The 23,457-nt window shown below is 34.4% G+C and carries 28 protein-coding genes and 1 riboswitch; of the genes, 8 read left to right on the top strand and 20 right to left on the bottom strand.

The annotated features are described in order from the left end of the window. Positions 1-86 precede the first annotated feature (86 nt). The 8 genes from EGX95_RS13645 to EGX95_RS13680 form a co-directional block, all read right to left on the bottom strand. Positions 87-758: an ABC transporter ATP-binding protein gene (locus EGX95_RS13645; RefSeq protein WP_000053192.1), complete on the bottom strand. Its 672-nt coding sequence runs from the start codon at positions 756-758 to the stop codon at positions 87-89. After that, positions 758-2,023 carry an ABC transporter permease gene (locus tag EGX95_RS13650; protein ID WP_001992558.1) on the bottom strand — a complete coding sequence of 422 codons (1,266 nt, stop codon included), beginning with the start codon at positions 2,021-2,023 and terminating at the stop codon, positions 758-760. Before EGX95_RS13650 ends, EGX95_RS13645 begins: the two co-directional genes overlap by 1 nt. Before the next feature lie 2 nt (positions 2,024-2,025). Further along, on the bottom strand, positions 2,026-3,111 hold the full coding sequence (locus EGX95_RS13655; RefSeq protein ID WP_001055045.1) for an FtsX-like permease family protein: 1,086 nt from the start codon (positions 3,109-3,111) through the stop codon (positions 2,026-2,028). A 65-nt stretch (positions 3,112-3,176) separates the two neighbouring features. Beyond that, positions 3,177-3,548: a hypothetical protein gene (locus tag EGX95_RS13660; protein WP_000838697.1), complete on the bottom strand. Its 372-nt coding sequence runs from the start codon at positions 3,546-3,548 to the stop codon at positions 3,177-3,179. A 207-nt stretch (positions 3,549-3,755) separates the two neighbouring features. Continuing rightward, positions 3,756-4,703 (bottom strand): serine hydrolase domain-containing protein, encoded by a 948-nt coding sequence (locus tag EGX95_RS13665; protein ID WP_000844674.1) that lies wholly within the window; start codon positions 4,701-4,703, stop codon positions 3,756-3,758. A gap of 24 nt (positions 4,704-4,727) precedes the next feature. Further along, positions 4,728-5,618 (bottom strand): AraC family transcriptional regulator, encoded by an 891-nt coding sequence (locus tag EGX95_RS13670; protein WP_000428678.1) that lies wholly within the window; start codon positions 5,616-5,618, stop codon positions 4,728-4,730. A gap of 49 nt (positions 5,619-5,667) precedes the next feature. After that, entirely contained in the window at positions 5,668-6,138 is a 471-nt protein-coding gene (locus EGX95_RS13675) for a GNAT family N-acetyltransferase (protein WP_001266049.1), read from the bottom strand. A gap of 17 nt (positions 6,139-6,155) precedes the next feature. Beyond that, entirely contained in the window at positions 6,156-6,563 is a 408-nt protein-coding gene (locus EGX95_RS13680) for a DUF3980 domain-containing protein (protein ID WP_000610497.1), read from the bottom strand. 96 nt (positions 6,564-6,659) lie between these two features. On the opposite strand from EGX95_RS13680, the gene EGX95_RS13685 reads away from it, so the two are divergent. Then, the gene (locus tag EGX95_RS13685; RefSeq protein ID WP_000624031.1) at positions 6,660-7,127 is read left to right on the top strand and encodes an NUDIX hydrolase; all 468 of its coding nucleotides are present in this window, start codon (positions 6,660-6,662) and stop codon (positions 7,125-7,127) included. Positions 7,128-7,145: 18 nt separating this feature from the next. On the opposite strand, the gene EGX95_RS13690 is transcribed toward EGX95_RS13685, so the two are convergent. Continuing rightward, the gene (locus EGX95_RS13690) at positions 7,146-8,057 is read right to left on the bottom strand and encodes a DMT family transporter (protein ID WP_063246819.1); all 912 of its coding nucleotides are present in this window, start codon (positions 8,055-8,057) and stop codon (positions 7,146-7,148) included. Positions 8,058-8,183: 126 nt separating this feature from the next. On the opposite strand from EGX95_RS13690, the gene EGX95_RS13695 reads away from it, so the two are divergent. Beyond that, on the top strand, positions 8,184-9,626 hold the full coding sequence (locus EGX95_RS13695; RefSeq protein ID WP_000454939.1) for a MocR-like pyridoxine biosynthesis transcription factor PdxR: 1,443 nt from the start codon (positions 8,184-8,186) through the stop codon (positions 9,624-9,626). A gap of 80 nt (positions 9,627-9,706) precedes the next feature. Beyond that, positions 9,707-10,147, top strand: a complete 441-nt coding sequence (locus EGX95_RS13700; protein ID WP_000708750.1) for a YaiI/YqxD family protein — start codon at positions 9,707-9,709, stop codon at positions 10,145-10,147. 86 nt (positions 10,148-10,233) lie between these two features. Here the strand turns inward: EGX95_RS13700 and EGX95_RS13705 are convergent, their stop codons facing one another. The 6 genes from EGX95_RS13705 to EGX95_RS13730 form a co-directional block, all read right to left on the bottom strand. After that, positions 10,234-10,548, bottom strand: a complete 315-nt coding sequence (locus EGX95_RS13705) for a DUF3892 domain-containing protein (RefSeq protein WP_000358184.1) — start codon at positions 10,546-10,548, stop codon at positions 10,234-10,236. Between the two features lie 80 nt (positions 10,549-10,628). After that, positions 10,629-11,453: a DUF2785 domain-containing protein gene (locus tag EGX95_RS13710; protein ID WP_001006678.1), complete on the bottom strand. Its 825-nt coding sequence runs from the start codon at positions 11,451-11,453 to the stop codon at positions 10,629-10,631. Positions 11,454-11,524: 71 nt separating this feature from the next. Then, the gene (locus EGX95_RS13715) at positions 11,525-11,716 is read right to left on the bottom strand and encodes a nucleoside/nucleotide kinase family protein (protein WP_002027942.1); all 192 of its coding nucleotides are present in this window, start codon (positions 11,714-11,716) and stop codon (positions 11,525-11,527) included. 173 nt (positions 11,717-11,889) lie between these two features. Next, positions 11,890-12,633 carry a metallophosphoesterase family protein gene (locus tag EGX95_RS13720; RefSeq protein ID WP_001033080.1) on the bottom strand — a complete coding sequence of 248 codons (744 nt, stop codon included), beginning with the start codon at positions 12,631-12,633 and terminating at the stop codon, positions 11,890-11,892. Between the two features lie 13 nt (positions 12,634-12,646). After that, entirely contained in the window at positions 12,647-13,573 is a 927-nt protein-coding gene (locus tag EGX95_RS13725; protein WP_001002792.1) for an aminoglycoside phosphotransferase family protein, read from the bottom strand. Between the two features lie 14 nt (positions 13,574-13,587). Then, the gene (locus EGX95_RS13730; protein WP_000923851.1) at positions 13,588-14,385 is read right to left on the bottom strand and encodes a VOC family protein; all 798 of its coding nucleotides are present in this window, start codon (positions 14,383-14,385) and stop codon (positions 13,588-13,590) included. A gap of 206 nt (positions 14,386-14,591) precedes the next feature. Here EGX95_RS13730 and EGX95_RS13735 point away from each other — a divergent pair, with 206 nt between their 5' ends. Then, the gene (locus EGX95_RS13735; RefSeq protein ID WP_001170732.1) at positions 14,592-15,494 is read left to right on the top strand and encodes a sulfite exporter TauE/SafE family protein; all 903 of its coding nucleotides are present in this window, start codon (positions 14,592-14,594) and stop codon (positions 15,492-15,494) included. 20 nt (positions 15,495-15,514) lie between these two features. Here the strand turns inward: EGX95_RS13735 and EGX95_RS13740 are convergent, their stop codons facing one another. Then, a complete protein-coding gene (locus EGX95_RS13740; protein ID WP_000764590.1) occupies positions 15,515-15,976 on the bottom strand; it encodes a GNAT family N-acetyltransferase in 462 nt (153 codons plus the stop codon). A gap of 322 nt (positions 15,977-16,298) precedes the next feature. Further along, positions 16,299-16,491, top strand: a riboswitch (Lysine riboswitch). A gap of 112 nt (positions 16,492-16,603) precedes the next feature. On the opposite strand from EGX95_RS13740, the gene EGX95_RS13745 reads away from it, so the two are divergent. The 3 genes from EGX95_RS13745 (at position 16,604) to EGX95_RS13755 (ending at position 19,293) form a co-directional block, all read left to right on the top strand. Then, positions 16,604-18,070 (top strand): amino acid permease, encoded by a 1,467-nt coding sequence (locus EGX95_RS13745; RefSeq protein ID WP_001083412.1) that lies wholly within the window; start codon positions 16,604-16,606, stop codon positions 18,068-18,070. A 113-nt stretch (positions 18,071-18,183) separates the two neighbouring features. Then, on the top strand, positions 18,184-18,489 hold the full coding sequence (locus tag EGX95_RS13750; protein ID WP_001026185.1) for an iron-sulfur cluster biosynthesis family protein: 306 nt from the start codon (positions 18,184-18,186) through the stop codon (positions 18,487-18,489). 33 nt (positions 18,490-18,522) lie between these two features. Next, positions 18,523-19,293 carry a DNA alkylation repair protein gene (locus EGX95_RS13755; RefSeq protein ID WP_000521724.1) on the top strand — a complete coding sequence of 257 codons (771 nt, stop codon included), beginning with the start codon at positions 18,523-18,525 and terminating at the stop codon, positions 19,291-19,293. Between the two features lie 169 nt (positions 19,294-19,462). On the opposite strand, the gene EGX95_RS13760 is transcribed toward EGX95_RS13755, so the two are convergent. Continuing rightward, positions 19,463-20,230, bottom strand: a complete 768-nt coding sequence (locus EGX95_RS13760) for a MerR family transcriptional regulator (RefSeq protein ID WP_001090707.1) — start codon at positions 20,228-20,230, stop codon at positions 19,463-19,465. Between the two features lie 342 nt (positions 20,231-20,572). Here EGX95_RS13760 and EGX95_RS13765 point away from each other — a divergent pair, with 342 nt between their 5' ends. Continuing rightward, the gene (locus tag EGX95_RS13765; protein WP_000817585.1) at positions 20,573-21,334 is read left to right on the top strand and encodes a class I SAM-dependent methyltransferase; all 762 of its coding nucleotides are present in this window, start codon (positions 20,573-20,575) and stop codon (positions 21,332-21,334) included. Between the two features lie 84 nt (positions 21,335-21,418). On the opposite strand, the gene EGX95_RS13770 is transcribed toward EGX95_RS13765, so the two are convergent. The 3 genes from EGX95_RS13770 to EGX95_RS13780 form a co-directional block, all read right to left on the bottom strand. Further along, complete coding sequence (locus EGX95_RS13770) at positions 21,419-21,604, bottom strand: antitoxin VbhA family protein (protein ID WP_000143190.1); 186 nt, start codon at positions 21,602-21,604, stop codon at positions 21,419-21,421. Between the two features lie 30 nt (positions 21,605-21,634). Beyond that, the gene (locus EGX95_RS13775; protein ID WP_000487035.1) at positions 21,635-22,762 is read right to left on the bottom strand and encodes a hypothetical protein; all 1,128 of its coding nucleotides are present in this window, start codon (positions 22,760-22,762) and stop codon (positions 21,635-21,637) included. Positions 22,763-22,830: 68 nt separating this feature from the next. Next, positions 22,831-23,361, bottom strand: coding sequence for an NUDIX hydrolase (locus EGX95_RS13780; protein ID WP_000280179.1), 531 nt, complete (start codon positions 23,359-23,361; stop codon positions 22,831-22,833). Positions 23,362-23,457: the final 96 nt, after the last annotated feature.

Consider the following 23,457-nt stretch of genomic DNA (forward strand, 5'->3'; position numbering starts at 1 on the left):
TTTTATTTTAATCCTACAAATAAAAAGAATCCGTCTTGAAAAATTAATCAATACGGATTCTTAAATTAGATATAATTGTTAAATTACTAACTCCGCACAACTTCCCCATCAACTAACTCAATAATTCTATTACACTTATTCGCTACTTCCATATCATGCGTTACAATAATAATTGTTCGTCCTTCTTCATTCAGTTGTAACAGTAGATTCATAATTTCTTCTCCTGTTTTTCTATCTAAATTTCCAGTCGGTTCATCTGCCAATATTAATTCTGGTTCGCCCACTAACGCTCTTGCAATTGCGACGCGCTGCTGTTGTCCACCTGATAGCTCGTCGGGTGTTTTATACATATGTTCTTTTAATCCTACTTTTTCTAAATAGAACTTCGCCTTATTTTCTTTTTCCCGTTGCTTTAGCTTTCTATATGTGAGTGGTAGCACTACATTATCCAGTACAGTATGTTCTTTTAACAATGCAAAATATTGAAAAATAAATCCGATCATTTCATTTCTTGTTTTATGAACTTTATTTGCTCTAATTTCAGTTAATGTTTTTTCATTTAACGTATATTCACCCTCATTTGGCATATCAATTAACCCGATAACATTTAGTAATGTACTCTTCCCTGAGCCTGATCGCCCCATTACCGCTATCATTTCGCCCTTATTTATCGTTAAATTTATACCGTTTAACGCGAACGTATTATGGTTCTTGTTACTATACACCTTTTTAATATCTTTTAGCACAATCAAACTCATTATTCCATTCCTCCTATTAATGTTTTCGGTTCGAGCTTTCTAATAAATAAGAAGACAATTACATTCGAGACAACGATGATCAATAATAAGAATAGAAATACTAAAAATAATATAGGCATATCCAATTTAAAGTCTAATACCGTTACTGTTTTTATATCCTTTGACATTTGCAATAGAGCCCCATATCTCCATGAAAAGTATACTAGTGACATCCCTAAGCCAACTATTGCTACAATAATATTTTCTAAAACAATTTGAATAAACATTCCAAATTTACTTTCGCCAAAAGCTATTTTTATACCAAATTCCCGCTTTCTCATCAAAATAGAAATAATAGTCGTTACTACAATTCCGACGATTGAGAATAAAATAAATAAGATTCCGACTATAAGTTGAGGTATTTCAGAATAGCTATCAAGAGTAACCCCTTCATTTATTTCTTCACCTAAACTTTTTAAATAAAACGTACCATCGTTTCCTTTAAGTTGAATTGATTCTTCTAATTTCTTTATATCTGCACCTTTTTGTAAATATAAAACTGTACTTTGATGTAGTCTTAAAAACATCGCTTCATATTTTTCATATCTATTAGATGACATAGGCATTATCATTGCGTAATCCAACTTCAAATATGTGTTCGTCGTATTATTATTTACGATAAATTTATTTTCTGGCAAAAATCCTGTAATTGTATATTGATTATTAATTGTATCCCCAACTTGAAAATATTTCTTAAAGTAAGAACCCATTAAAACCTTTGTTTTCTCTTCACTATTTTTTTGAAAATCTTCATGTAAGAAGCCTTCTTCAAATTTCAAAGGTAAATGTAACAATTTGTAGTAATTTTCATCTACAAAAATTGTTTTAATAGTAGGTCTGTCATCGTGATACGTTTTATGTTTCAAATCATTAATCATACTGGTTTGAAGTGGTCTATTACTTGACTCTATTTCAATAACTCTCTGCTCGTATGTACCATACGAAATCACATCTTTATTTTGTTGAATCGTTTTATAAACTTCTTGAATTTGTTCTTTATTAAATTTATTGCTTTGTGACCTATCTGCCGTCGTTTCAAAATTAATTAAATATGTTTTATCAACATTTAATACTGAGCTGGATTTATCGTTTAGGTGGTGTAAGTTATAAAATACATTAATTGAACTCGTTATAGTTGCTAATCCAAATGTAATCTGTATTAGAAGAAGTACCGAAAATAGAAGTCTCTTTTTTAATGCTAGGAACGCACTTTTTATTCTCATCATTTTTACTCCTTTAATGCTTTAGCAGGTTCACTTTTAAGCACATATACAATTGGTATTACAGAGAGGATAAAAGCTATAGTAAGTGAAAGAAATATACACATTACAATATGAGTAGACTGTAAACTAATGCTATAACTTGTAAACTCTAAAATATTTTCACTCAAAGTGCTAAAAATCCATTGTATGCATATTGCACAAACTGATGCAGCAATTGCACATAAAAACAATTGACTAAATATAAAAATAAAAAGATTTACATTACTTGCTCCCAAAGCCTTCCTTAACGAAAAACTCTTTTTCTTTGTATAAATCCAATAATAACTGACTATTATACTAGTAATTATAGCTATACAAAAAATTCTATATGGAAAACTGAGTAACTCTTCTACGGCTTCACTAGAGTTTTTTTCCTTCTCATAGTTCTCTTTTTCACTAAACACTTTGGCATTTATATCTTTATTGTTCTGCTTTACATGCTGTATGAAAGTTTCTATCTCTTCTTTAGGGTTTTCGTTAGAACGAACGATCATGTGGAATGTCTTTTCATTTTGTATCTTTTGTTTCACTTCATCTGGCATGTCATGTAAAGAGACATAAATTTTCATATCATACTCATATTCGGTATTTACTCCTGCTACGCCTTTAACTGTATATTCCTTATTAAATAGTTTTATTGTTTCCGTATTTTTATAAATTTTCCTCCCCACTATTACACTATTTTCTTCATGTTGTTCCATCTGAGAACCTTTTAGCAATGGTGGAGACCAATTTTTATTAAGGAGACCATTCATTGTTATTCGCCCGATATCTGGAATAGTAATACGAATATCATTTGTAATAACACTAGCATTTTTAAAATCAGATTCTACTAACGTCTGAAATTGTTTGAAATTGAATTCCCCCATATTAGTAAGTTGAACGGAATAGTAATAATTAAAATAACCATTTTTACTATCATAAAATCTCTCATCATAATAATCTTTCGTCGACATTGCGATAAGTATCGGCCATATTGTCAATACAAACGCAATAAATAACATAATGAATATCGCTTTGTTCACCACTATTTCTTTTAATACTAGATTCATATATCCTCCTTATTTTAAAAACCGTGAAAAAAGTATATATCCTTTTTCACGGTCTTTGTTGATTTTTATTTAATTGCCATTTCCTTATAGGCGAACGCACTATCATCCTCTACGACTGACCATTCATGAGTCGAATAACCACCATGCACTTTCCCTTTAGATGAAATTTCAAGATCTATACGATCTGTAATTCGTGCATTATCCACTTCTTCTTTTCTAAAAGAGCCATCACTAAATTTAGCTGTTACAGTCATTTTGTACATAAGAGGTTCATTTGATTTTGCAGTGTAGGCAGTTGCCGTAGCTTTCGAACCGGCTCCTGACCACCTTGCACTATTATCCCAACTAATCGAAGCAAATGAAACGGAAGAAACCATACCTAATAAAGAAGCAGTTAGTCCTGTAACAGCTAAAGTTTTTTGAAGTAAGCTTTTCATATATCCTTAATCTCCCTTTTTAAAATATTCACTTAAATATTTAAGTATTTTTAGGCCTTGTCCTCATTATACATAAAAAAAATAACCTCATACCTATAAAACCTAATATTTACATTTTTTAATATTTCTCTTACATTCCTCTGAACTTTTCGTCATAAAACAAAAAGATGGTATGAAACTCCAATTCACACCATCTTTTCACTAAAATTATTTATTTGACCGTATACAAGGAAGAATACATTTCACAATTAATTCCCATCTATCCCGTGCATTTGGTATAACTTCAGAAGCAATTACTACAACCAAATCCTGCTTCGGAATACAACAAATCATATTCCCACCGTCACCCATAGCACAGTATGAAAAGATTCCATCCTCTTCTCGTAACCACCATAAGTAACCATATTGATTTTGGTTCATTGTTGTCGATTCTTTTATCCATGATTTTGATAAAATTTGTTTTCCATTATGAATACCTTCATTCAAATACATCTGTCCAAACTTAGCCATATCTTTAACTGTTAACGTTAGTCCCCAGCCGCCTGTCGAAATACCATTTGGATCATGAACCCATCCTTTTACATCTTTTCCGAATAAGTCATCAAATCCAAACGCTTTCATATTGTAGTTTGGAATTTCTCTCATGTCGAGTGGCTGAAATAGCTGTTCATTCGCAAATTCACGCGCACTTTTTCCTGTTGCACTCGTGATAATTGCTGATAGTACATGCGCTCCTGCAGATGAATATTTAAAAGTTCCAATCTCTCCGCCGTTCCCCATTCTATGAAGTGTATACTGTACCCAGTCTGGTTGTGTACATAATTCTTCTAACGGTTCCTGCCAGTCTACAAAAGGATATGGAGCTGTCATTGTAAGTAAGTGTCGCACTGTTATTTCAGATTCCTTACGTTTATATTCAGGAAAAAACTCTATTACTTTTTGATCAACGCTTTTTATATAGCCTTTATCTATACATATCCCAATTAGGGCCGAGATTATCGTTTTTGTGACTGACGCTACATGAAATGCATCATCTGGACCATGCCCGTTATAATAGTTTTCAAAAATAACATTACCTTTCTGCACTACTAACATACCATTCATGTTTTTATATTCTTCTTGTATAATCTGATCTAACTTTTCAGCAGTTTTCATTATTCCTTCCCCTTTAACCTATAATTAAAAAGGTTCGATAGGTACATATATATCAACTATATGTTTATTTTCTGGGTGCTGCCTTGGGTCATTTTTATACATTTCAAAAGGATACGCATCTCTCGGTTTATATCCGCTATTTGGTAGCCATTCACCGTATAAAAAATCCCATGCTCCTTTATATTCATCTTGTTGTATTTCAAAATGACTTACCGCATACTTTCCAGAAGGTATTACCATTATTCCAATGTTGTTCGTTTCTACTGCGGATTCATCCGGAATTGTTATACATAAACTAGTCCTTAACTGATAGTCCTCTGTAAATTCATGATGATCGTGGTAAATGGTTAATACTTTCGTATCCTCAAATACATGATAGTTTTGCTTAGCTGCGTAATGAAATAATTTCTCTATCATTTTTGGAAAAGCTATAGTTAACTCCCTATATGTACCGATATGTCTTATGTATGCAACGTTTATATCGTCCGCTGTTACAATTTCAACATTTCCTCGAACCTTCTTACATTCATTGTATTGAGAAGTTCTTCTTACGTCTTTGCAATTCTTGCTATTATGGTTTCGATATTGAGACGGACTTACTCCGTAATAATTTTTAAATGTACGGGAGAAAACTGCCGAATCTGTGAAACCAAAATGGTAAGCGATGTCAGTAATCGTCATATCCGAACGGTATGTAAGAAGGTTTGTTGCCCTTTCCAGTTTCAATCGGTTTACATACCGAGATAATGGTTCATCTACTATCCCTTTAAAAATTCTATGAAAATGATACTTTGAAAATCCTGCTACATCGGCTAGCTCTTCAATAGATAGTGAACTATCGATGTTGGATTCTATATAATCTTGAACCTTATGTATGCGTCTTACATACTCATTTCTACTTTGTTTATTCTCCATACTTGTTATCTCCTCACAACAAAAAGGCTAACTTTTCGCTAGCCTACTTTTACACATTTTTCAAAAATAAAACTCTACTCCCGCCGTTCCCATCATAATTTGTATGTACCGATACACCCTCTACCTCATCATCCCCAGCCTCAATTCGAAAACCGATTTCTTGATGAAACTGTATCGATTTTTTATTAACTGGTGACGTAATTGCTTTTACAACTTTACGATTATTTGCACGTGCGACATCAAAGAAATACGAATACAATGTCGATGCAATTCCTCTTCTTCTATACTTCGGATTTACCCCGATAAAATGAACGTACGCTTCCTCTTTATGCGTTTGCGAAAAGAATCCGCATAAGAAACCTAACGTTTCGCCATCTTCTTCAATGATAAAACTCGTTTCTTGAAAGTGAACGAAAAACAATTTCGGCAACATAGCAGCCATGTCTCTCCCGCCCCACCAATCATTTAAAACAGAATGAATCTTTACATAATCTTCCCCTTGGATGTTTCTTACTCGCATACGTTTCTCCCTCTCACTCACTTCATTTTTTCATAAATTTTAATGACTGTTTCTACTAAAAGGATAAATACCCATATCCCGCAAAATACAAGAACTGACTGAAATATAGAACCTAACATAACAATACTTATTAAACCTAATTCTGATCCCGAAATAGATATTTCATCAAACCCAAGATTATGTATAAATGGACCAGTTGAAAAAGCCATAAAAATAGATCCTATTAAATAAATCACACTCATTATTTTTAATATTTTTATAGAAAGATACGAAGTTTGTTCTTGCTCCACTTGTGATAATTCGATTTCTCCACTCGCAATTCCTTTTTGCAAACAGTCTTCACATAAAAATTCTTCCTTAATTTTTTTACCACCGTGCAATGTACCTGTTATTTCTTTACAGCGCGAACACTTTCGATTTATCATTTTGTTATCACTCCAATCTCGTAAGATTATACTTATACAATTCCATTTTTACCTTATTATCCATTTTATGTATTTTATAGAGAGGTGACGTGTTTTATGATATCTAAACTTACTTTTGGCTATAAAAAGCCTACTGAGCAATATGTATTACGGCCTAGTTGTTATGCAATTATTTTTAACTCAACTTCTTCAAAAATTGCTGTTATCCAAAAAGGAGACCGTTATTTTTTACCCGGCGGTGGTATGGAAGGTACCGAAACAAAAGATGAATGCTTACATCGTGAACTACTAGAGGAATTAGGATGGGCAATTGAAATTAATCAATATATCGGTAATGCAATGCGATATTTTTATGCGGAAAAAGAAGATACTTATTATTTAAACGATGGGTTCTTTTATATTGCGAACATGGTGCAGAAACGAACTGGAAACTGTGAGGAGGATCATGTTTTAAGGTGGATGTCTCCATTACATGCTATAGAATATTTACTTCATGATCATCAAAAATGGGCTGTTGAACAAGCGCTTTTATTACGAAACAAAAAAGGATCTCCTTCTATATGAAAGAGATCCTTTTTACTGTTAGCTTACCTTTTTCAAATTGAGAGCTGGCTTTTTGATTCCACCTTTTTTTACAACATATAGACCCACAAAGATAATAAGTCCGCCAACCAGTTGCATCATATTGATTTGCTCCCCTATTGTTACTGCCGCAAAAATAACTGCGAACAACGGTACAAGATACATATATACCATTACTTTCGTTGAGCCTATTTGACTAATACCGACATACCACATCGCAAGTCCGAAGATGGTCGCGAAGACGATTGAATATGCTAGAGACCCCCAGCTTAGCATGTCTACTGGCCACGTTAATGTGTTTACGTTGAATAAACAATATATAACGAGAGGTACAATTCCAATTAAAGTAGACCATGATGTGACGCTCATTGCGGAGTATTTTGTAATAAGAGGTTGCGCTAATATCGGATACCATCCCCACGCAATTGCTGCGACTAATCCAATTATATTACCGAGCCATGCATACTCGTAAGTAGCTCCTCCCGTATGCCCTGTTAATAAAACAAATGCTGCACCAATAAATGCTACTATTGAACCAATCTGTACTTTCATGGAAAAACGTTCTTGTTTGTGTAATACCGCTAATATCCCTGTAAATATAGGTGACATCGCAATTAATAATGAGGCGTTCGTTGCTGAAGTATATTTCACAGATAGCATAAACATCGTTTGATACATTGTCGTTCCAACGATGCCGACTGCTACTAATCGTAACCAATCTTTTCTTTCAATACGTAATGAGCGTTCCATCATAAAAGTAATAAGTAATAATACCGGTGATGCTACTAAAAATCGTAAACTATTAAATTGAATGGATGACATAAATGCCACGCCATACTTTCCAATTGTATAATTTGCTCCCCATACTAACGCTACTGATACTAGGAGCCATTCCATTTGCCATCGTTTCATCCGAATCTCCCCTTCCATATTTAGCATAGTAAAATTGGCTGGATATAACACCGTCCAATTGGCTGTTTTTTTACCCAGCCAATTTGCTATACTGGATGTATATAAGAGATACGGAGGCGTTTTTTTATGGAATGGAAACTAGATAGTGACAGTAAAATCCCTATTTATCAGCAAGTTGTTGACTTTATTGAGAAACGTATTACATACGGAGAACTACCTCCAGGAAGCTTCCTACCTTCCGAACGAAAATTAGCTACGCAGTTAAATGTAAATCGAAGTACAGTTACTACTGCTTATAATGAATTACGTGCTATGGGAATTGTAGAAAGTACGACTGGTAAAGGAACACGCGTGAGTACACATATGTGGGGCGTTTCTCCGACATTAACGCCGAACTGGAGAAATTTCGTAGAAGGTGGTACATTTTTACCAAACTTACCGTTACTTCGCCATATTCGGGCAGAAGTACAACAAAATGAAAATATTATAGATTTTGCAAACGGAGAACTCGGTTGTAACCTCTATCCTCACGATCAACTACAAACAATTTTACGAGAACAACCGTTAACGCACTCATTAAGTTACGATCATCCGCAAGGGTACCTCCCGCTAAGACAAGCGGTAGTAAAATATATGAAAGAATATTTAAAAGTTGAAGCGACTGAACAATCGATTATGATTACATCTGGCGCACAGCAAGCACTTCACCTTATCGTACAATGTTTATTAAACCCAGGTGATGCTGTCGCTTTCGAAAGTCCATCACACTGTTATTCCTTACCGTTATTCCAATCAGCAGGTATTCGTATTTTCCCATTACCTGTCGATGAACACGGTATTAATCCGGATGATGTGCAAGAGCTATATAGAAAGCATCGTATTAAAATGATCTTTTTAAATCCAAATTTCCAAAATCCTACTGGCACAATGCTGCATCCAAATCGTAGAAAAAAACTATTATCACTTTGTGCAGACTTACGAATTGCGATTGTGGAAGATGATCCATCTAGTTTACTTACGCTAGAAAAGAAACAACCTTGCCCTACCTTAAAATCAATTGATGAAAACGGAACTGTCATTTATGTACATTCTTTATCTAAAATGATTGCACCAGGTTTACGAGTCGGCTGGCTTGTTGCCCCGCAATCGGTAGTAGAAAGGTTATCCGACGCAAGGCACCAAATGGAATTAGGTATGAGCATTTTCCCGCAGTGGCTTATGCAGCAATTTTTCGAAACCGTACCATTTCAGTCTCATATCGTACCGTTACGAAAACAACTAGCAGAAAAAAGAAACGTTATCGTCCGTGCTCTAAACGAGCAACTTCACAATAAAATCTCTTTTTCAAATCCGACCGGTGGTATATACATATGGGGGAAATTAAAAGAACCGATAAACGAAAAACAACTCATTATGCAAAGCTTAAAACAAGAAATAGCCTTTATGCCGGGGAGTATTTTCGGCGCGAAAGATGGTTATATACGTTTATCTTATGGAAAAGTGGATATTGATCAAATTGAGGAAGGTATTTCTCGGTTGCGTGAGGCTATTTTGGTTTGTGAAAAGTAACTTTAGATACAAACCCTCGTTTGACAAAACCTAAATCTACCATTATCATCAACACGAACCTAGTTATAGGAGTGATACCAATGAAAATCTATGTTGATGCAGATGCTTGCCCTGTAAAAGATGTAATTATTTTTGAAGCTACGAAGGCAGAAATTCCTGTTACCCTCGTTACAAGCTTTTCTCATTATTCTAATGCAGAGCAACCAAAAGGCGTGGAAACAATTTATGTTGATTCTGGAGCAGATGCTGCGGATTACCGAATTATGCAGTTAGCCCAAAAAGAAGATTTAATCATAACACAAGATTACGGTCTTGCTTCGCTTGCTTTAGCAAAAGGTTGTATCGTACTACACCATAAAGGCTATAAGTATACGAATGATAACATTGAACAATTGTTACAAACACGATATTTAAGTGCAATGGTTCGAAAAAGTGGTAAACGTACAAAGGGACCGAAACCATTTACAGCAGAAGATAAAGAAAAATTTAGAGCACTCTTTAAAAGTTTTATCGCACGTTAAAAATGAACCGTCTATTTGCAAGAAAAACTTCGTAAAATAAAGAAGAGAATATCCAAATGAACATTCTCTTCTTGGGGTTTACCCGTTTAAAATGAAGGTAAATTATCTAAGTTATTTTCTTTTATTCCATCAGGTTCGCTACGTATAATATCTCTGCCATACTTATGAAATACGTCCACATGAGCTAACTTCCCTGATTTTGCTTCACTAAGAGCAGTCATATAATCTAACTCTCTCCCGCTACTTGTTTTAAAAGCAATTAAATCCCCATCATCATTTTTACGAACTGCAACTATTTGTTCTGCTCCTGTATTAACTTCATGGTCTACTTCGAATTGAGCTTGTTCTTCTCCTTGATATAAATAATCATTATACACTTTTTCAAAATCTTTTTTGTCCATTAAACTCACCTCCAACACATTTTATTAGTATGGTTGGGAGGTGCTGGTTTTATGTAATTTCCTTTTAGCAAAATGGATTTTTAATACCTACGCAAATCCTTCAAAGTTTCCAAAATATCATCTGTAAAGGCTGTACTACCCTCTGTCTCTAAAACTCTAAAATATAAACTTCTTAAGAAAGCTCTAATATTTTGTACTAAAATATCATACTGAGGATGCGGGATGTCTTCAACAATTGCTATACTATGTAACCAGTTGCTCCACTCTTCTTCTGTTAAAAGATTTTGATTACGTAACGACATAATTGGCGTTACTAATCTCTCATCCTCAAAGTGTATGTAAACATAGTCATTTAGGCGAACTTTCTGACGAACAGCTGCAAGAATCGCATATGAAAACTCACGATTTTGTATTGTACGTGCTAACGCATCGAGCGCATCCGCTGCATGTGCAGTAGAGTGTGCCCATCCTTTTCCTTCTACATAACCTCTTACATCTTCTTCTAAATATACATATTCCAGCACTTGTTCTGCTACGCTGTATAGTTGTTCTTCTGATAACAACGGTTCTCTTTCATGAACAGATAAAATAAGTGGTGGAATTAATACAGAGAATGCACGTTTAAAAACAGAGTCTGTTCCCTTTTCACCAATTTTATAAAATAAATAATCAGGACTAATTGCTTGTAGCATTAATCCCCGTAATTCTTTTTGTCTAAATACATCATTTGTAATCCATGTGTGAAGCGTACTATAAATTAAATCATCACGTAATTCAGCATCAGGTGATCCGATATAATCTAGCATCCACTGCGCATATGGATATGCATCTACGTCTTCTGGTACAGCATAATTATTATTTTTAATTTGTAGTAGTTCTTCTTTTAATTCTAGTACTTCATTCATTCTATTTTTCTCCCCTTTTTGCGTTTCTTATTGCCTTATCCCCCGTTTTTCACTTTCTAAAGCTAATATAATTATACGAGAATTATAACTATTAATAAAAGGCTATACATATACTTTTGATTGTGTATTTCTTCCGCTAATTCATTTGCAAATGCTGTTTTTCCTGATGCTGTAATACCGCTTACTCCAACTCTTGTTGGGTGAGTTAAGTTTAATTTTAAAATATGATCTACAATTTCTTTAATTTGTTGTTTTCGGTTCATGATATTTCCCCCTCCATTTAGTTTACATAACAAAATTATAATTAATTTTCTATGTCACTATTTGTCGGTAAGTCGATATCCTATGTCGAATCGTCGATAAATCGAAAAAATCGTTGATATATTTTAAGTTACGATAGATATATTTGAAAAATCGTTGATATATTTTGATTAGCTTACTTCCCCTTAAACCCTCGATATAAAGCAGTCCGTAATTCTTGTTTGTATTCTTCAATTTCTGGCATATCGAGCTCTTCTGCCAGCCTTATAGCTAATTCAATATCGTACGGTACACGTACAAGCTGGATGGAAAAACTTGCTGCTTCTTTTTTATTGTAAGTTCCTTCGAATATTAAATAGGAAGCTTGTGTAATTTCAAGCGGATTTCCTACGCTACCAGCGTTACATAACGTTTTCCCTCTGAAATTTTGAACGAACGCTTGGTGAACATCACCGTAGCAAACGACATCTGGTTTTCTTTCTCCTTCTATATTCTCTGTGAGCTCACTGTTTTCGAACATACTAATACGCTCTTCTCTTGAAGCGTGTGGTTGAATTCTTTCATATAAACTTCTTGGTGAGGCGTGGAACATTCGAATGAGTTTTCCACTCATATAAAACTCGATTGAAAATGGTAAGCTTCTTAAATAGTCATTTTGTTCTTCCGATAGTTGTTTTTGATGCCATTTTAATGCTTCAAATTCAGTCGGCTTTGTAATAAAATCATCCCAGTTCCCCATTACGACTACTTCACATTCTTTACGAATGATTTCAATTACTTCGCTAGAATGAGGACCTTTTCCTACTAAATCTCCAAGACAAATAATGCGTTCGATCCCTCTCAATTTAATATCTTGTAGTACAGATTCTAAAGCCGGAATATTACCATGTATATCTGAAATTACTGCTATTTTGTTCATATAAATTCCTCCGTTATTTATTAAATTCACTTGATTGGTACCATTTTGGAATATAGGATGAAAATTGATTATGATCTTCTAAAATTCCGTTTAACCTTTCCTTCATATCACCTACTAAATGCGGCGTGCTTCGGTTTGTCCATACGATATCAGCTGGGAATGTCATTGCTGCATATAAAGAGTACATTTTCCAAAAATAAAGCGATGGTTCGCCTCTGCAATAACCATGGACTTGTCCAACCGCAAATGGTTTGCTTATTCTCGTAGTAAAAATCGCTACGTTATAAAAATCGTGAATTGGATCACCAAAATCATATCCACCAAAATCGATAACGATAAATTCTTTATTATGAATCATACTATTTGCTGGATGGAAGTCATCGTGTAAAAATGTGATTGGACGATTTTTTAATAAGTCTTTATGATTTTCTACAAAAGTTAATACTGGCTTCAAATCTATAAAATTCACTTCGTAATCTGCTAATGCCTCTATGTATTTTTCGTATTTATTCCATCTAGATGTTTCCCATTTATCACTTGCACTTTCTCTTTCAATTGAGTGAATCCGCTTTAATACTTCTCCAGCTTTTCTTCCTGCATGATACTGTTCTTCCGCCGATAGCTTACTTAAGCCCTCTTCACCATTTACACCTTGGGCCCATTCAAATACTTGAACACATTTATTTAATTCCTCAAGTTTTATGAAATGAATTAACTTAGGTGTTGGAATATGTAATGACTCTAATTGTTTCATATACGTATATTCTTCTTGTTTACGTTCAAAATGAACTGCATCACATACTTTTACAAAATATGTTACTTTGTTTTCTAATTCTATTTTATATTTCTCTTCATGTGAGAAACCTTTTGAAATAGCTGTACACTTTATAATACGAGGGCATTCTAGTTTTCTCTCTATCTCTCTAAGTATTTCATTCACAACGTTCACCTCTATTAATATATGTACAAACTACCTAACACTTCATGCTCTCGTTTATTTTCTCCTTTACATTCCACTGCAAATGGATATTCACCATAATTCTTTATGTATTCTTGTACTAGACCTTCTCCAATCGGTTCACAAAACTGTACTTGAATGTCACCAAACGATACACTTTGACACTCCGCATTCCATTCTTCATTTTTCATGACTAGAGTTGCAGTTAGCTCCATGACTGCTTTCCATTTCCGTACTGTTTCTCGAACATTTTTCACTGCGTAATGAATCGTTTCAATTTGTTGTACTTTGTTTTTATGTTCAGTGATCGTGCCAATGTTACGTAAATCATTTCTTCTTTCTTCGTCCGTTTCATTCCACTGTATAAAGAAAGGTAATTTCGGTCCGTTCTTATCTTGCTTTACAAATAACATTTTCCATTCTAAAAGACGGCCATCTTTTCTCATACGTTTCCCTTCAAATGGTCCTATCGTATGTAAACCGTGCTTACTAAACTTTACTGCTAGCTCTTCAATTGCATCTGTTCGAATTGCGATTTGAAGCATACCCTCACCGTCTTGTAATTTCACTACCGTTTCTTGTACTAATGGATTATCTGCTTTCTTCGCTTTTTCTTCATGTTGAACTGCTAAAAATTCTATATATGATAAATCAAAATAACATAAACTATTCCAAGTACCCCAAGTAGTATGCTCTCCGCCTAGTGCAGTATGAAATCCACGCTCCTGCATTTGTTTTGCCGCTTCCTCCGGTGTACAGTTCACTGCATGTACGAGGTGATCAAATAATAACATGTCTTTCTCCCCTTTCTCTCCATCCTTTTATTGTATATTTTATTTTTCTTTCGTTCAATTCAAAAAACTTTAAAACCTAGTTGATTTATACGATTAATGTGTATTATAATGAAACAAATTTAATTATTGCTGATTGGAAAAACCAAAGGCACTTTTCTCATACGGGAAAAGTGCCTTTTTCATTTACTATTACAGGGGGATTATTTATGCAGAAATTAATTGTCTTTGCTATTATTGGATTTTTCGCTCAATTGATCGATGGAGCGCTTGGAATGGCGTACGGGGTAACATCTACCTCGCTTTTACTAATGTTTGGTATCGCACCAGCGGTCGCTTCCGCTTCTGTTCATTTAGCTGAAGTCGTTACAACCGCCGCTTCTGGTGCATCTCACATCAAATTTGGAAACGTTGATAAATATACCGTTTCCAGGCTTACATTACCAGGAGCAATTGGCGCATTTATTGGAGCATGTTTTTTAAGCAATTTACCTGGGGATGTAATTAAACCGTACATTTCTGTATTTTTATTTACTTTAGGGGTTTATATTTTATTACGATTCATTATTCAAAAACAAGTTGTTACTTCAAATAAACGTATGTCGGCTAAACAACTTGTTCCGCTTGGCTTATTCGCTGGATTCGTTGATTCAACTGGTGGTGGGGGCTGGGGTCCGATTACGACACCTGTACTTCTAGCAAGAGGAAATGAAGCTAGAAAAGTTATCGGATCTGTAGATACGAGTGAGTTTCCTGTTTCACTTGCTGCAACAATTGGTTTCTTCATCTCACTCGGCTGGGAACAAGTAAGTTGGGTTTGGGTATTTTCGTTAATGCTTGGCGGTATTGTCGCAGCTCCAATCGCTGCATGGTTAGTGCGCATCGTTCCTTCTCATTTACTTGGCGTATTAGTTGGTGGCCTTATTATCTTTACAAACATTCGTACACTACTTACTACTTTTAAAGTGGATCCAACTATTATTTCACTTTCTTACGTGGTAATTGGTCTTGTCGTTATTATTTCTATTTTCATTGCTGTTCGCAATCATTCCAATCGTTCTAACACATCAACAGCCCAATATCCGAATGATCAAAAACAGATGCTACCTTAATTACTAAAAAACCGCTCAACTTACTTCGAGCGGTTTTTTTCTATTTTCCAATTCATCATTGTTTCTGTCGAATCTACTCTTTTCATATGTAACTTCTCTAACACACGAATCGAACCATAATTATCAAGGAGCGTCTCTGCAATAATCGTTTCTACCTCTCCTGTCTGAAAAGCCCAATCTATTAGTTCTTGTACAGCTTCTGTCGCATACCCTTTATTCCAATATTTCTCAATAAAACCGTAACCAATTTCTACTGTATGCTCCTCATTTGGTTTCCCTTTAAACCCTATATCACCTAGAACGATGTCATCTTCTTTTCGAATGACATACCAGGCGCCCCAAGGTAATAAATCCTTATCCTGTTTTACATTTTCTACATGTCCTACAATATGTGGACCACTATTATATCCTTGCTCGTTAGCAACGTGTATACTCTCTTCTGTACAAGGCATTATATAAAGCCTTTCTGTTTCTAATTTCATTTTGATTTCCCCTTTTTACTTAAACGTTACTCTAATTATAACAAAAAATATGACCTTATTATGAATGTCGAATTATATTTTCTGAATTTTCTTTTAATTTTTGAAGGGTTTTTCAATATTTTTTGCGAAACATTTGTATAACAATTTTTTCTTTGCTTATTGTTACATAATAGTAGGTTCGGGTGGAGTTTTGCGAGCGTTTCCTATACAATAACCGATATTTTTTGATTTTTTCCTACAAAATATCTTGCAATATATTCAGAAACTCATTACAATTGCCATATATTAAAAATCTTAGCAATATATCAAATCCTCATCAATCCGATGAGGTAGAGGTTGCGACTTTTAAGAGTAAAACGGACGAGACACAGAGAAAGTCACCGACTCCGTTTGAAAGGAAAAGTTGCCGAAGTTTATATTTCTTCTCTGGAAATATGAGCTGGGGCTGTCTCCGAAAGGAACAGAACTGTCACGTTTACAAAATTACCGTGTAAACGTGGGGTGCTATCTTAACGGAAGGGTATGATGGGGTGGTTATTTGTGAAACGTTCCGCCAAATTCCTTTGGCGGTTTTTTGTATTTTTCTCCCCCGCTCCTTCCTATCTTACAAGAAAAGGAGTGTTGAACATGAATAGCGCAACGAATCAAACTACCTCTCAAACAGAAACTACAAAAGGAAAAGGTGAATTAAGACGCGGTCTAAAATCAAGGCACCTTACGATGATTTCTCTCGGCGGTACAATTGGTACCGGACTATTTCTTGCCAGCGGTGGTGTCATCCATTCAGCTGGACCTGGCGGTGCATTAATTGCATACGCCGCAATTGGAATTATGGTTTACTTTTTAATGACAAGCTTAGCTGAACTCGCAGCTTACATGCCTGTTACTGGATCTTTTAGCACGTACGCAACAAAATTTGTTGATCCATCACTTGGCTTTGCACTTGGTTGGAACTATTGGTATAACTGGGCCATTACAATTGCTGCTGAACTAGCGGCGGTAACATTAATTATGAAATTTTGGTTCCCTGATACCCCTTCTCTTATTTGGAGCGGATTATGTTTAGCTATTATTTTCCTTTTAAACTACTTATCTGTTAAAGGGTTTGGTGAATCTGAATATTGGTTCGCACTTATTAAAGTAGTTACCATTATTATCTTTTTAATTGTCGGTTTCATGATGATTTTCGGAATTATGGGCGGCGAAACTGTTGGCTTCAAAAACTTCACTGTTGCAGATGCACCATTTAACGGTGGTATAATGGCAATTATCGGAGTATTTATGGCAGCTGGTTTCTCCTTCCAAGGAACTGAATTACTTGGAGTAGCTGCTGGTGAAACTTCTGATCCAGAACGCAATATTCCGAAAGCAATTCGTTCAATTTTCTGGCGTATTCTTTTATTCTATATCCTTGCCATTCTCGTTATCGGTTTATTAATTCCTTATACAACTGAAAGCCTTGCAGCAAGTGATGTAACAGTAAGTCCATTTACACTTATTTTTGAAAAAGCGGGCGTTGCCTTCGCTGCTTCTGTTATGAACGCTGTTATTTTAACGGCAGTACTGTCTGCTGGTAACTCTGGTATGTATGCTTCAACTCGTATGCTTTGGGATTTAGCTCGCCAAGGAAAAGCACCAAAATTCTTAGGAAAATTAGATAGCCGCGGTGTACCTGTTAACGCATTAATCGTAACATCAATTGTCGGTAGTATCGCTTTCATTGCTTCTCTATTCGGTGACGGCGTTGTATACATTTGGTTATTAAATGCATCAGGAATGTCTGGCTTTATCGCTTGGGTTGGAATTGCAATTAGTCATTACCGTTTCCGTAAAGCATATATTGCACAAGGAAAAGATTTAAATGACTTACCATATAGAGCAAAATGGTTCCCGTTCGGACCAATTTTCGCATTTACACTTTGTATCATCGTAATTTTAGGACAAAACTACGGCGCATTTATGGGTGAATCAATCGATTGGAACGGTGTACTCGTTTCTTACATCGGTTTACCACTCTTCTTAGTACTATGGTTAGGATATAAATTTACGAAGAAAACAAAAGTGATTCCACTTGATAAATGTGAACTGAAATAAAGGGAGACGAGCAAACAAATTTGTTTGCTCGTTTTTTATTACAAACCTCTTTACTTCCCTATTTCTTCTGTTTTTGCAATAATAAAGAAAATATAAATAAAGGTTGGGATACCATGAACATTCGCATTACTGATGAAGCAAAAGCAGCTATACATAGATTAGAACGTGAAGACAAAAAGATCATTCGCATTAGAGGGACAATGACAAACTCTTGTAGTATTTTCGTTGATGTCGATTTAATTTGGGATACATATGTTGCAAATGATGTTGTATATGAAGATGCAGACCTTATCTTGCAAATGGATTCATTTACGAAAGACTACACTGGTGATACAGTGAAGCTTGATTATAAGACGACAGGTTTTAGTATTACGACTCCGAGTGAGACTTTAGTTTATGGATTGTCGATTAAAAAATAAAACTTGTTTTCAACTGACCACTGAGGTGAAAAAATGGGTAAATATGTTCCATTAAAATTTTTATTTAACGAAGAATTAGCAGAAAAAATGGCTGATTCTATTTGTAAACATGATCCTACTTTCTCTAAAAGAAACTTTGTATCTTCCGTAACATGTAACGTTGAAAATTTAGAGCTAAAGCAGCGTATTGAAGTAATTGCAGATGAATTACACAATGCTTTACAAAAAGATTTTAATGAAGCAATACATACATTACTGAAAACATTAGGACCAGAAAATACAACAGAAGTAGGCACATTTACAAACGGATATATGTACATGCCTATTGCAAAATACGTTGAAAAATATGGACTTAACGAATTTGAAACCTCATTCAACGCCATGTATGAAATAACGAAAAGGAATACTGCTGAATATGCCATTCGGCCTTTTCTTGAAACATACCATGAAAACACACTAAACATATTACAACAGTGGATTCATGACGAAAACAGCCACATTAGAAGATTAGTTTCCGAAGGTACAAGACCAAGACTTCCTTGGGCTAAAAAAATAGGAGCTCTGAAAAGTGACTTTAAGTACAATTTACAGCTTCTTGAGCCTTTAATGAATGACCCTTCTAAATATGTTCAAAAATCTGTAGCCAATCATATTAACGATATTACGAAAGAAGATAAAGAACTCGTTTTTCAATGGTTGCAGCAATTACGTGATAAACAGCATCCAGTTAATCCTTGGATTATAAAACATGGGTTACGAACGGTGATTAAAAATGGTACTTTACCAAAAGATTTTTGTTTTTGAGTATTTTAAACAAAAACGCGTATGCTTCAAAAATAAAGCATACGCATTTCTTTCTTTTAAATACAGCAATAACAAACGTATTTTTCCAACATTCCATTTCTTCAATGAAAGGTCTATAGTATTATTTCGATAAAGCTAAACCACCTACCATTGCTCATAAAATCTATCCCTATTCCATTTCTACTTGCTTCATATAATATTCCATCGCTTCATTAAGCCATTTTTGTTCATCTTCTGCGAAAGGCGAAGGTATCATATTTTCAAGTTCTTGCATATCCAGTTCTTCCACACTAGTATTAGCTAACTTTTGTATCAGATCCTCATTAAGAAATGAAAAAGACTCTTCAATATATTCCTTAATCATCTCTTGTACTTTCGAATCCTCGACTGGTTTACCATTTAATTGCTTAACCTTTTTAGACAATTGAATGAACGTTTTATCCAAAGCAATTTTATCTTCTTCTGATTTCTTTGATATTTCTTCCACGATATCCGTTAACTTATGGCGTTCCGTCCATTCTTTGTGTGTATGTTCAGTATTCATACCGTAAATAAGACTAAATAATACAGTACTATCTACCTCTTCTTCCTCTTCGACTAACTTCATTACTCTTTTAATTACTTGCATTGATTGCTCAATTTGTTCTTGTTCTCTTTCTAACACTTGCAAATGGAGAGACAAGCTTTCATTCAGATCAACGCTAAAGCTTGATTCATGTAACAAATTAGCGACTTTATCTAGACTATAGCCTAGAAATTTTAAACTTATAATTTTTTGTAAGGTTATAATATCTTGATATTTATAAATGCGGTGCCCTGAAGAAGGATTCTTTTCTGGTTGTAACAATCCAATTTCATCATAGTAATGCAAAGTAGGAATTGGTATGCCCGTTTTTTTCGAGAATTCTCCAATAGAAAACTTTTTATCCGTATTCATGTAAATCCCCCTATTAAAAATATAAATTCATTATAAAACCTAAAGTAACTAGAGGTTCAAGAGGATAATTCAAGAAAATTCAAAAACGTTAAAATTCATGTAATCAATACGTATTGCACTATTTCATTTAATGGCCCAATTATTGAAGAGCATAACCTTCCCTCACAAATTCAAAGGACTTTCACTTACTTATCCCGAATATATAAATAACCATTCTTACAAGGAGCGAATGTATATGAATCTATTCGAACACGAAACGTAAAACCGTTCCCCTTTCATAAGAGGTCCTCCTTTTTTCTTTTCTCACCATATCATTTACTTACAAAATAGGAGGATACAATTATGAAACGTGATCCATTATTTTTAACTTTATTAGAAAGTGCTAATACAAATTTTAGCGGTTGGGATTTTTCTTTTATTTCAGAAACGGGTCGAATGAAGAGCGAGCCTTTATCGTGGTCATATGGCAGTACAGCTTTCCAGCTTATGCAGCATGCAGAATCAATGCTCGATATGGGGACTGGCGGCGGAGAGTTTTTATCTATGTTACAACCGTTCCCACCAACTATTTATGCGACTGAGGGTTATGCACCAAACTTGCCAATTGCTCGGAAGAAATTAGAACCTTTAGGGGTTACAGTTGTGGCAGTAATTGATGATACTGCTTTACCATTTCAAGATGAACAATTTGATTTCATTATGAATCAACATGAATCCTATTCTGCTTCTGAGGTAAATAGAATACTTTCTCCTAATGGAATATTTCTTACACAACAAGTTGGTGGTCTCGATTGTGCGGAACTAAATGAGCAGTTTAACGCACCGCTAAATAACGAATTTGCAAGTTGGTCTCTTGAAACAGCATGTAGTGAGTTAAAGGAAAATGGATTTACTATTTTAGAAGCAAAAGAAGAGTTTCCTTTCCAACGCTTTTACGACATTGGTGCTATTGTCTATTATTTAAAAGCAATTCCGTGGCAAATCCCTAATTTTACTGTCGAAAGGTATTATGAGGAATTATATCGTATACATAAAGTCATCTTACAAAAAGGATATTTTGATGTGACGCAACATCGTTTTCTGATTAAGGCGATTCGCAGTTAATCATGGAGCATATGAAAAAGAGATGGATCTACCATCTCTTTTTCCCCGTTTATTTTTAAAAATTTTGTGGTGGTTTCTAGATTGTTAAGTACGTCCACGTCTTGCAATCACATCAGCTAATGTAATAAGTTGCTCGTGCGTTATCTTTCCGGATACCTTTTCTTTTATAATTTTTTCCATTTCCTTTGTAACAGTCATGCCTTCTATTTCTAGACTCGCTTTGGCCGCCTCGAAAGCTTTATTTAGTTCTTCCTCGTTTTTGAATGTCATAATTTGAGTCACTCCCTTCAAATCATTTTTTTACTCTTTTAATACAAGAAAGGTAATATCATCCCATTTCCTCTCTAATTGTAAAGTAGTCTTTTCAATACTTCCTCCTGTTAACAAATCATATCCTTCAATCTCAGCTACCAATTGTTTCGTTTTACTCTTTGGATTCATATCTTTGTATAAGATGTATAACTTATTACCATGTACTTGTATATCCGAAATCCCTTTGTCCTCTCTAGTGATTTTTGTATTTTTGTCACTTTGTAATGAATATGTACGTATGATGTTCAAGTTCTCATCTAGCTCTTTCACTTTTTCATCATTATTTAAAATATACACCTTATCTTCAATCACCTGCACTAGAACAGGTATGAATTGCTTTTCGTCTAATATTGTTTCTTTTTCTACTACTCTAGTCTTTGTATTTACCATAATTAATTTAGGTGGTAACTTTTGATTTACATTATCACTTAGTACGAACAATAATTTATCTTTATACTTTTGAAAAATTATTTTTTGAGCAGTTGGTGCAAAATACACATTTTCATTAGGAATTTCAAATTCGTTTGTTTTTTTATTTGTGACCAAATCTATTTCTGAAATATATACTTTGTCTAGCGTTTGTGAAAATGCGTATATATGATTCTCAATAATATGTGCACCTTGAATCGTTCCCTTTAGTTCTACACTCTCTTGCCTTTTGTCACTATCTTTCCAATATACAAGTTCACTTGTATATCCCTTCTTTTCGTCTACCAATCCAATATTCACATCATAATATACATATCCTTGTTCTGCATGGATGAAATATGCCCCTGCGTTTACATCTTGTAATTCTTTAGGTCTATTGATCCCTTGTACCTTGCCTGTCTTATTTATTGCATAATGATTGTTATTTCTATTTGATGAAAAGTAGTATCCCTTTTCATCTTTTGCATTGCTCATCATACTTTGACCATCTACTTCCATTTTACTAATCGTATTTCCTTTCTTATCATATGCATATATGTAACCACCATCTTTCATTGCATTTGAATAGGATACTAGATAGTCCGCTTGTTGAATGTTTTTAAGTTCTTTATCACTTTTAGAACAAGCTACCAAGAGGAACATCGTACATATAACGATTATGGCCAATGAATTGTATTTCTGAAACATATCTTTCCCCCTTATATATAATGAGAGCAATCAACATACAAATGCTAATTGCTCTTTGAAAGATTTTATTAACTTGAGTATGAAAGATTTTTTTTTACATATCGTGTGTTCGCATTATCATCTGTCAAATATGAAGTTGTGTAAGTAATAATATTCCCGTTATCGTACGTGAATATATGCTCTAACTTATTTTCTTCTGTTAATACTATTGGTAAGTATTTTGGTAAATTGCTCACTACACCTCTATTATCCTTATTTAATATCCAATCAATTTCTTTCCATTCTAATAATCCTTCCGCCATACTTACTGGCGTGTCCATATGTACCCCATCTGGCAGATCAGCAAGGAATACATACATTCCTTCACGCCCCTGAGACTCGTCCTTACTTTTAAAAACGACATTCCCTTTATACGTTACACTTGGAAGATCTATGCCTGTTTCTTCAAGCGTTTCTCTAATTATTCCTTCATATGGCGTTTCATTATCTTCAATTTTTCCACCAACACCATTCCACATTCCCATATTTGGCTTTTTATTTCTATTCAATAAGAGTATTTTATTTCCTTTTCTAATGAAACAAATTGTGTACTTATACATACGTTTCTTTCCTTTCTTTTTCCCCTCATCTAAAAATTTAAACAGCATTTTGATTAGACTTGCTGCATAAAAAAATTCTTATTATACAAACAACTG

Source organism: Bacillus sp. FDAARGOS_527 (genome assembly GCF_003812125.1).
Classification (GTDB): Bacteria; Bacillota; Bacilli; order Bacillales; family Bacillaceae_G; genus Bacillus_A; species Bacillus_A paranthracis.

Bases quoted from the DNA above. Each gene is read 5' to 3' on its own strand.
- EGX95_RS13670 (WP_000428678.1), bottom strand. From the start codon at position 5,618: ATGGAGAATAAACAAAGTAGAAATGAGTATGTAAGACGCATACATAAG.
- EGX95_RS13650 (WP_001992558.1), bottom strand. From the start codon at position 2,023: ATGATGAGAATAAAAAGTGCGTTCCTAGCATTAAAAAAGAGACTTCTA.
- EGX95_RS13740 (WP_000764590.1), bottom strand. From the start codon at position 15,976: ATGAAATTAGAAACAGAAAGGCTTTATATAATGCCTTGTACAGAAGAG.
- EGX95_RS13715 (WP_002027942.1), bottom strand. From the start codon at position 11,716: ATGAACCGAAAACAACAAATTAAAGAAATTGTAGATCATATTTTAAAA.
- EGX95_RS13700 (WP_000708750.1), top strand. From the start codon at position 9,707: ATGAAAATCTATGTTGATGCAGATGCTTGCCCTGTAAAAGATGTAATT.
- EGX95_RS13760 (WP_001090707.1), bottom strand. From the start codon at position 20,230: ATGAATACGGATAAAAAGTTTTCTATTGGAGAATTCTCGAAAAAAACG.
- EGX95_RS13655 (WP_001055045.1), bottom strand. From the start codon at position 3,111: ATGAATCTAGTATTAAAAGAAATAGTGGTGAACAAAGCGATATTCATT.
- EGX95_RS13695 (WP_000454939.1), top strand. From the start codon at position 8,184: ATGGAATGGAAACTAGATAGTGACAGTAAAATCCCTATTTATCAGCAA.
- EGX95_RS13690 (WP_063246819.1), bottom strand. From the start codon at position 8,057: ATGAAACGATGGCAAATGGAATGGCTCCTAGTATCAGTAGCGTTAGTA.
- EGX95_RS13660 (WP_000838697.1), bottom strand. From the start codon at position 3,548: ATGAAAAGCTTACTTCAAAAAACTTTAGCTGTTACAGGACTAACTGCT.
- EGX95_RS13685 (WP_000624031.1), top strand. From the start codon at position 6,660: ATGATATCTAAACTTACTTTTGGCTATAAAAAGCCTACTGAGCAATAT.
- EGX95_RS13680 (WP_000610497.1), bottom strand. From the start codon at position 6,563: ATGATAAATCGAAAGTGTTCGCGCTGTAAAGAAATAACAGGTACATTG.
- EGX95_RS13745 (WP_001083412.1), top strand. From the start codon at position 16,604: ATGAATAGCGCAACGAATCAAACTACCTCTCAAACAGAAACTACAAAA.
- EGX95_RS13735 (WP_001170732.1), top strand. From the start codon at position 14,592: ATGCAGAAATTAATTGTCTTTGCTATTATTGGATTTTTCGCTCAATTG.
- EGX95_RS13645 (WP_000053192.1), bottom strand. From the start codon at position 758: ATGAGTTTGATTGTGCTAAAAGATATTAAAAAGGTGTATAGTAACAAG.
- EGX95_RS13710 (WP_001006678.1), bottom strand. From the start codon at position 11,453: ATGAATGAAGTACTAGAATTAAAAGAAGAACTACTACAAATTAAAAAT.
- EGX95_RS13755 (WP_000521724.1), top strand. From the start codon at position 18,523: ATGGGTAAATATGTTCCATTAAAATTTTTATTTAACGAAGAATTAGCA.
- EGX95_RS13765 (WP_000817585.1), top strand. From the start codon at position 20,573: ATGAAACGTGATCCATTATTTTTAACTTTATTAGAAAGTGCTAATACA.
- EGX95_RS13780 (WP_000280179.1), bottom strand. From the start codon at position 23,361: ATGTATAAGTACACAATTTGTTTCATTAGAAAAGGAAATAAAATACTC.
- EGX95_RS13775 (WP_000487035.1), bottom strand. From the start codon at position 22,762: ATGTTTCAGAAATACAATTCATTGGCCATAATCGTTATATGTACGATG.
- EGX95_RS13730 (WP_000923851.1), bottom strand. From the start codon at position 14,385: ATGTTATTATTTGATCACCTCGTACATGCAGTGAACTGTACACCGGAG.
- EGX95_RS13770 (WP_000143190.1), bottom strand. From the start codon at position 21,604: ATGACATTCAAAAACGAGGAAGAACTAAATAAAGCTTTCGAGGCGGCC.
- EGX95_RS13720 (WP_001033080.1), bottom strand. From the start codon at position 12,633: ATGAACAAAATAGCAGTAATTTCAGATATACATGGTAATATTCCGGCT.
- EGX95_RS13675 (WP_001266049.1), bottom strand. From the start codon at position 6,138: ATGCGAGTAAGAAACATCCAAGGGGAAGATTATGTAAAGATTCATTCT.
- EGX95_RS13705 (WP_000358184.1), bottom strand. From the start codon at position 10,548: ATGGACAAAAAAGATTTTGAAAAAGTGTATAATGATTATTTATATCAA.
- EGX95_RS13665 (WP_000844674.1), bottom strand. From the start codon at position 4,703: ATGAAAACTGCTGAAAAGTTAGATCAGATTATACAAGAAGAATATAAA.
- EGX95_RS13750 (WP_001026185.1), top strand. From the start codon at position 18,184: ATGAACATTCGCATTACTGATGAAGCAAAAGCAGCTATACATAGATTA.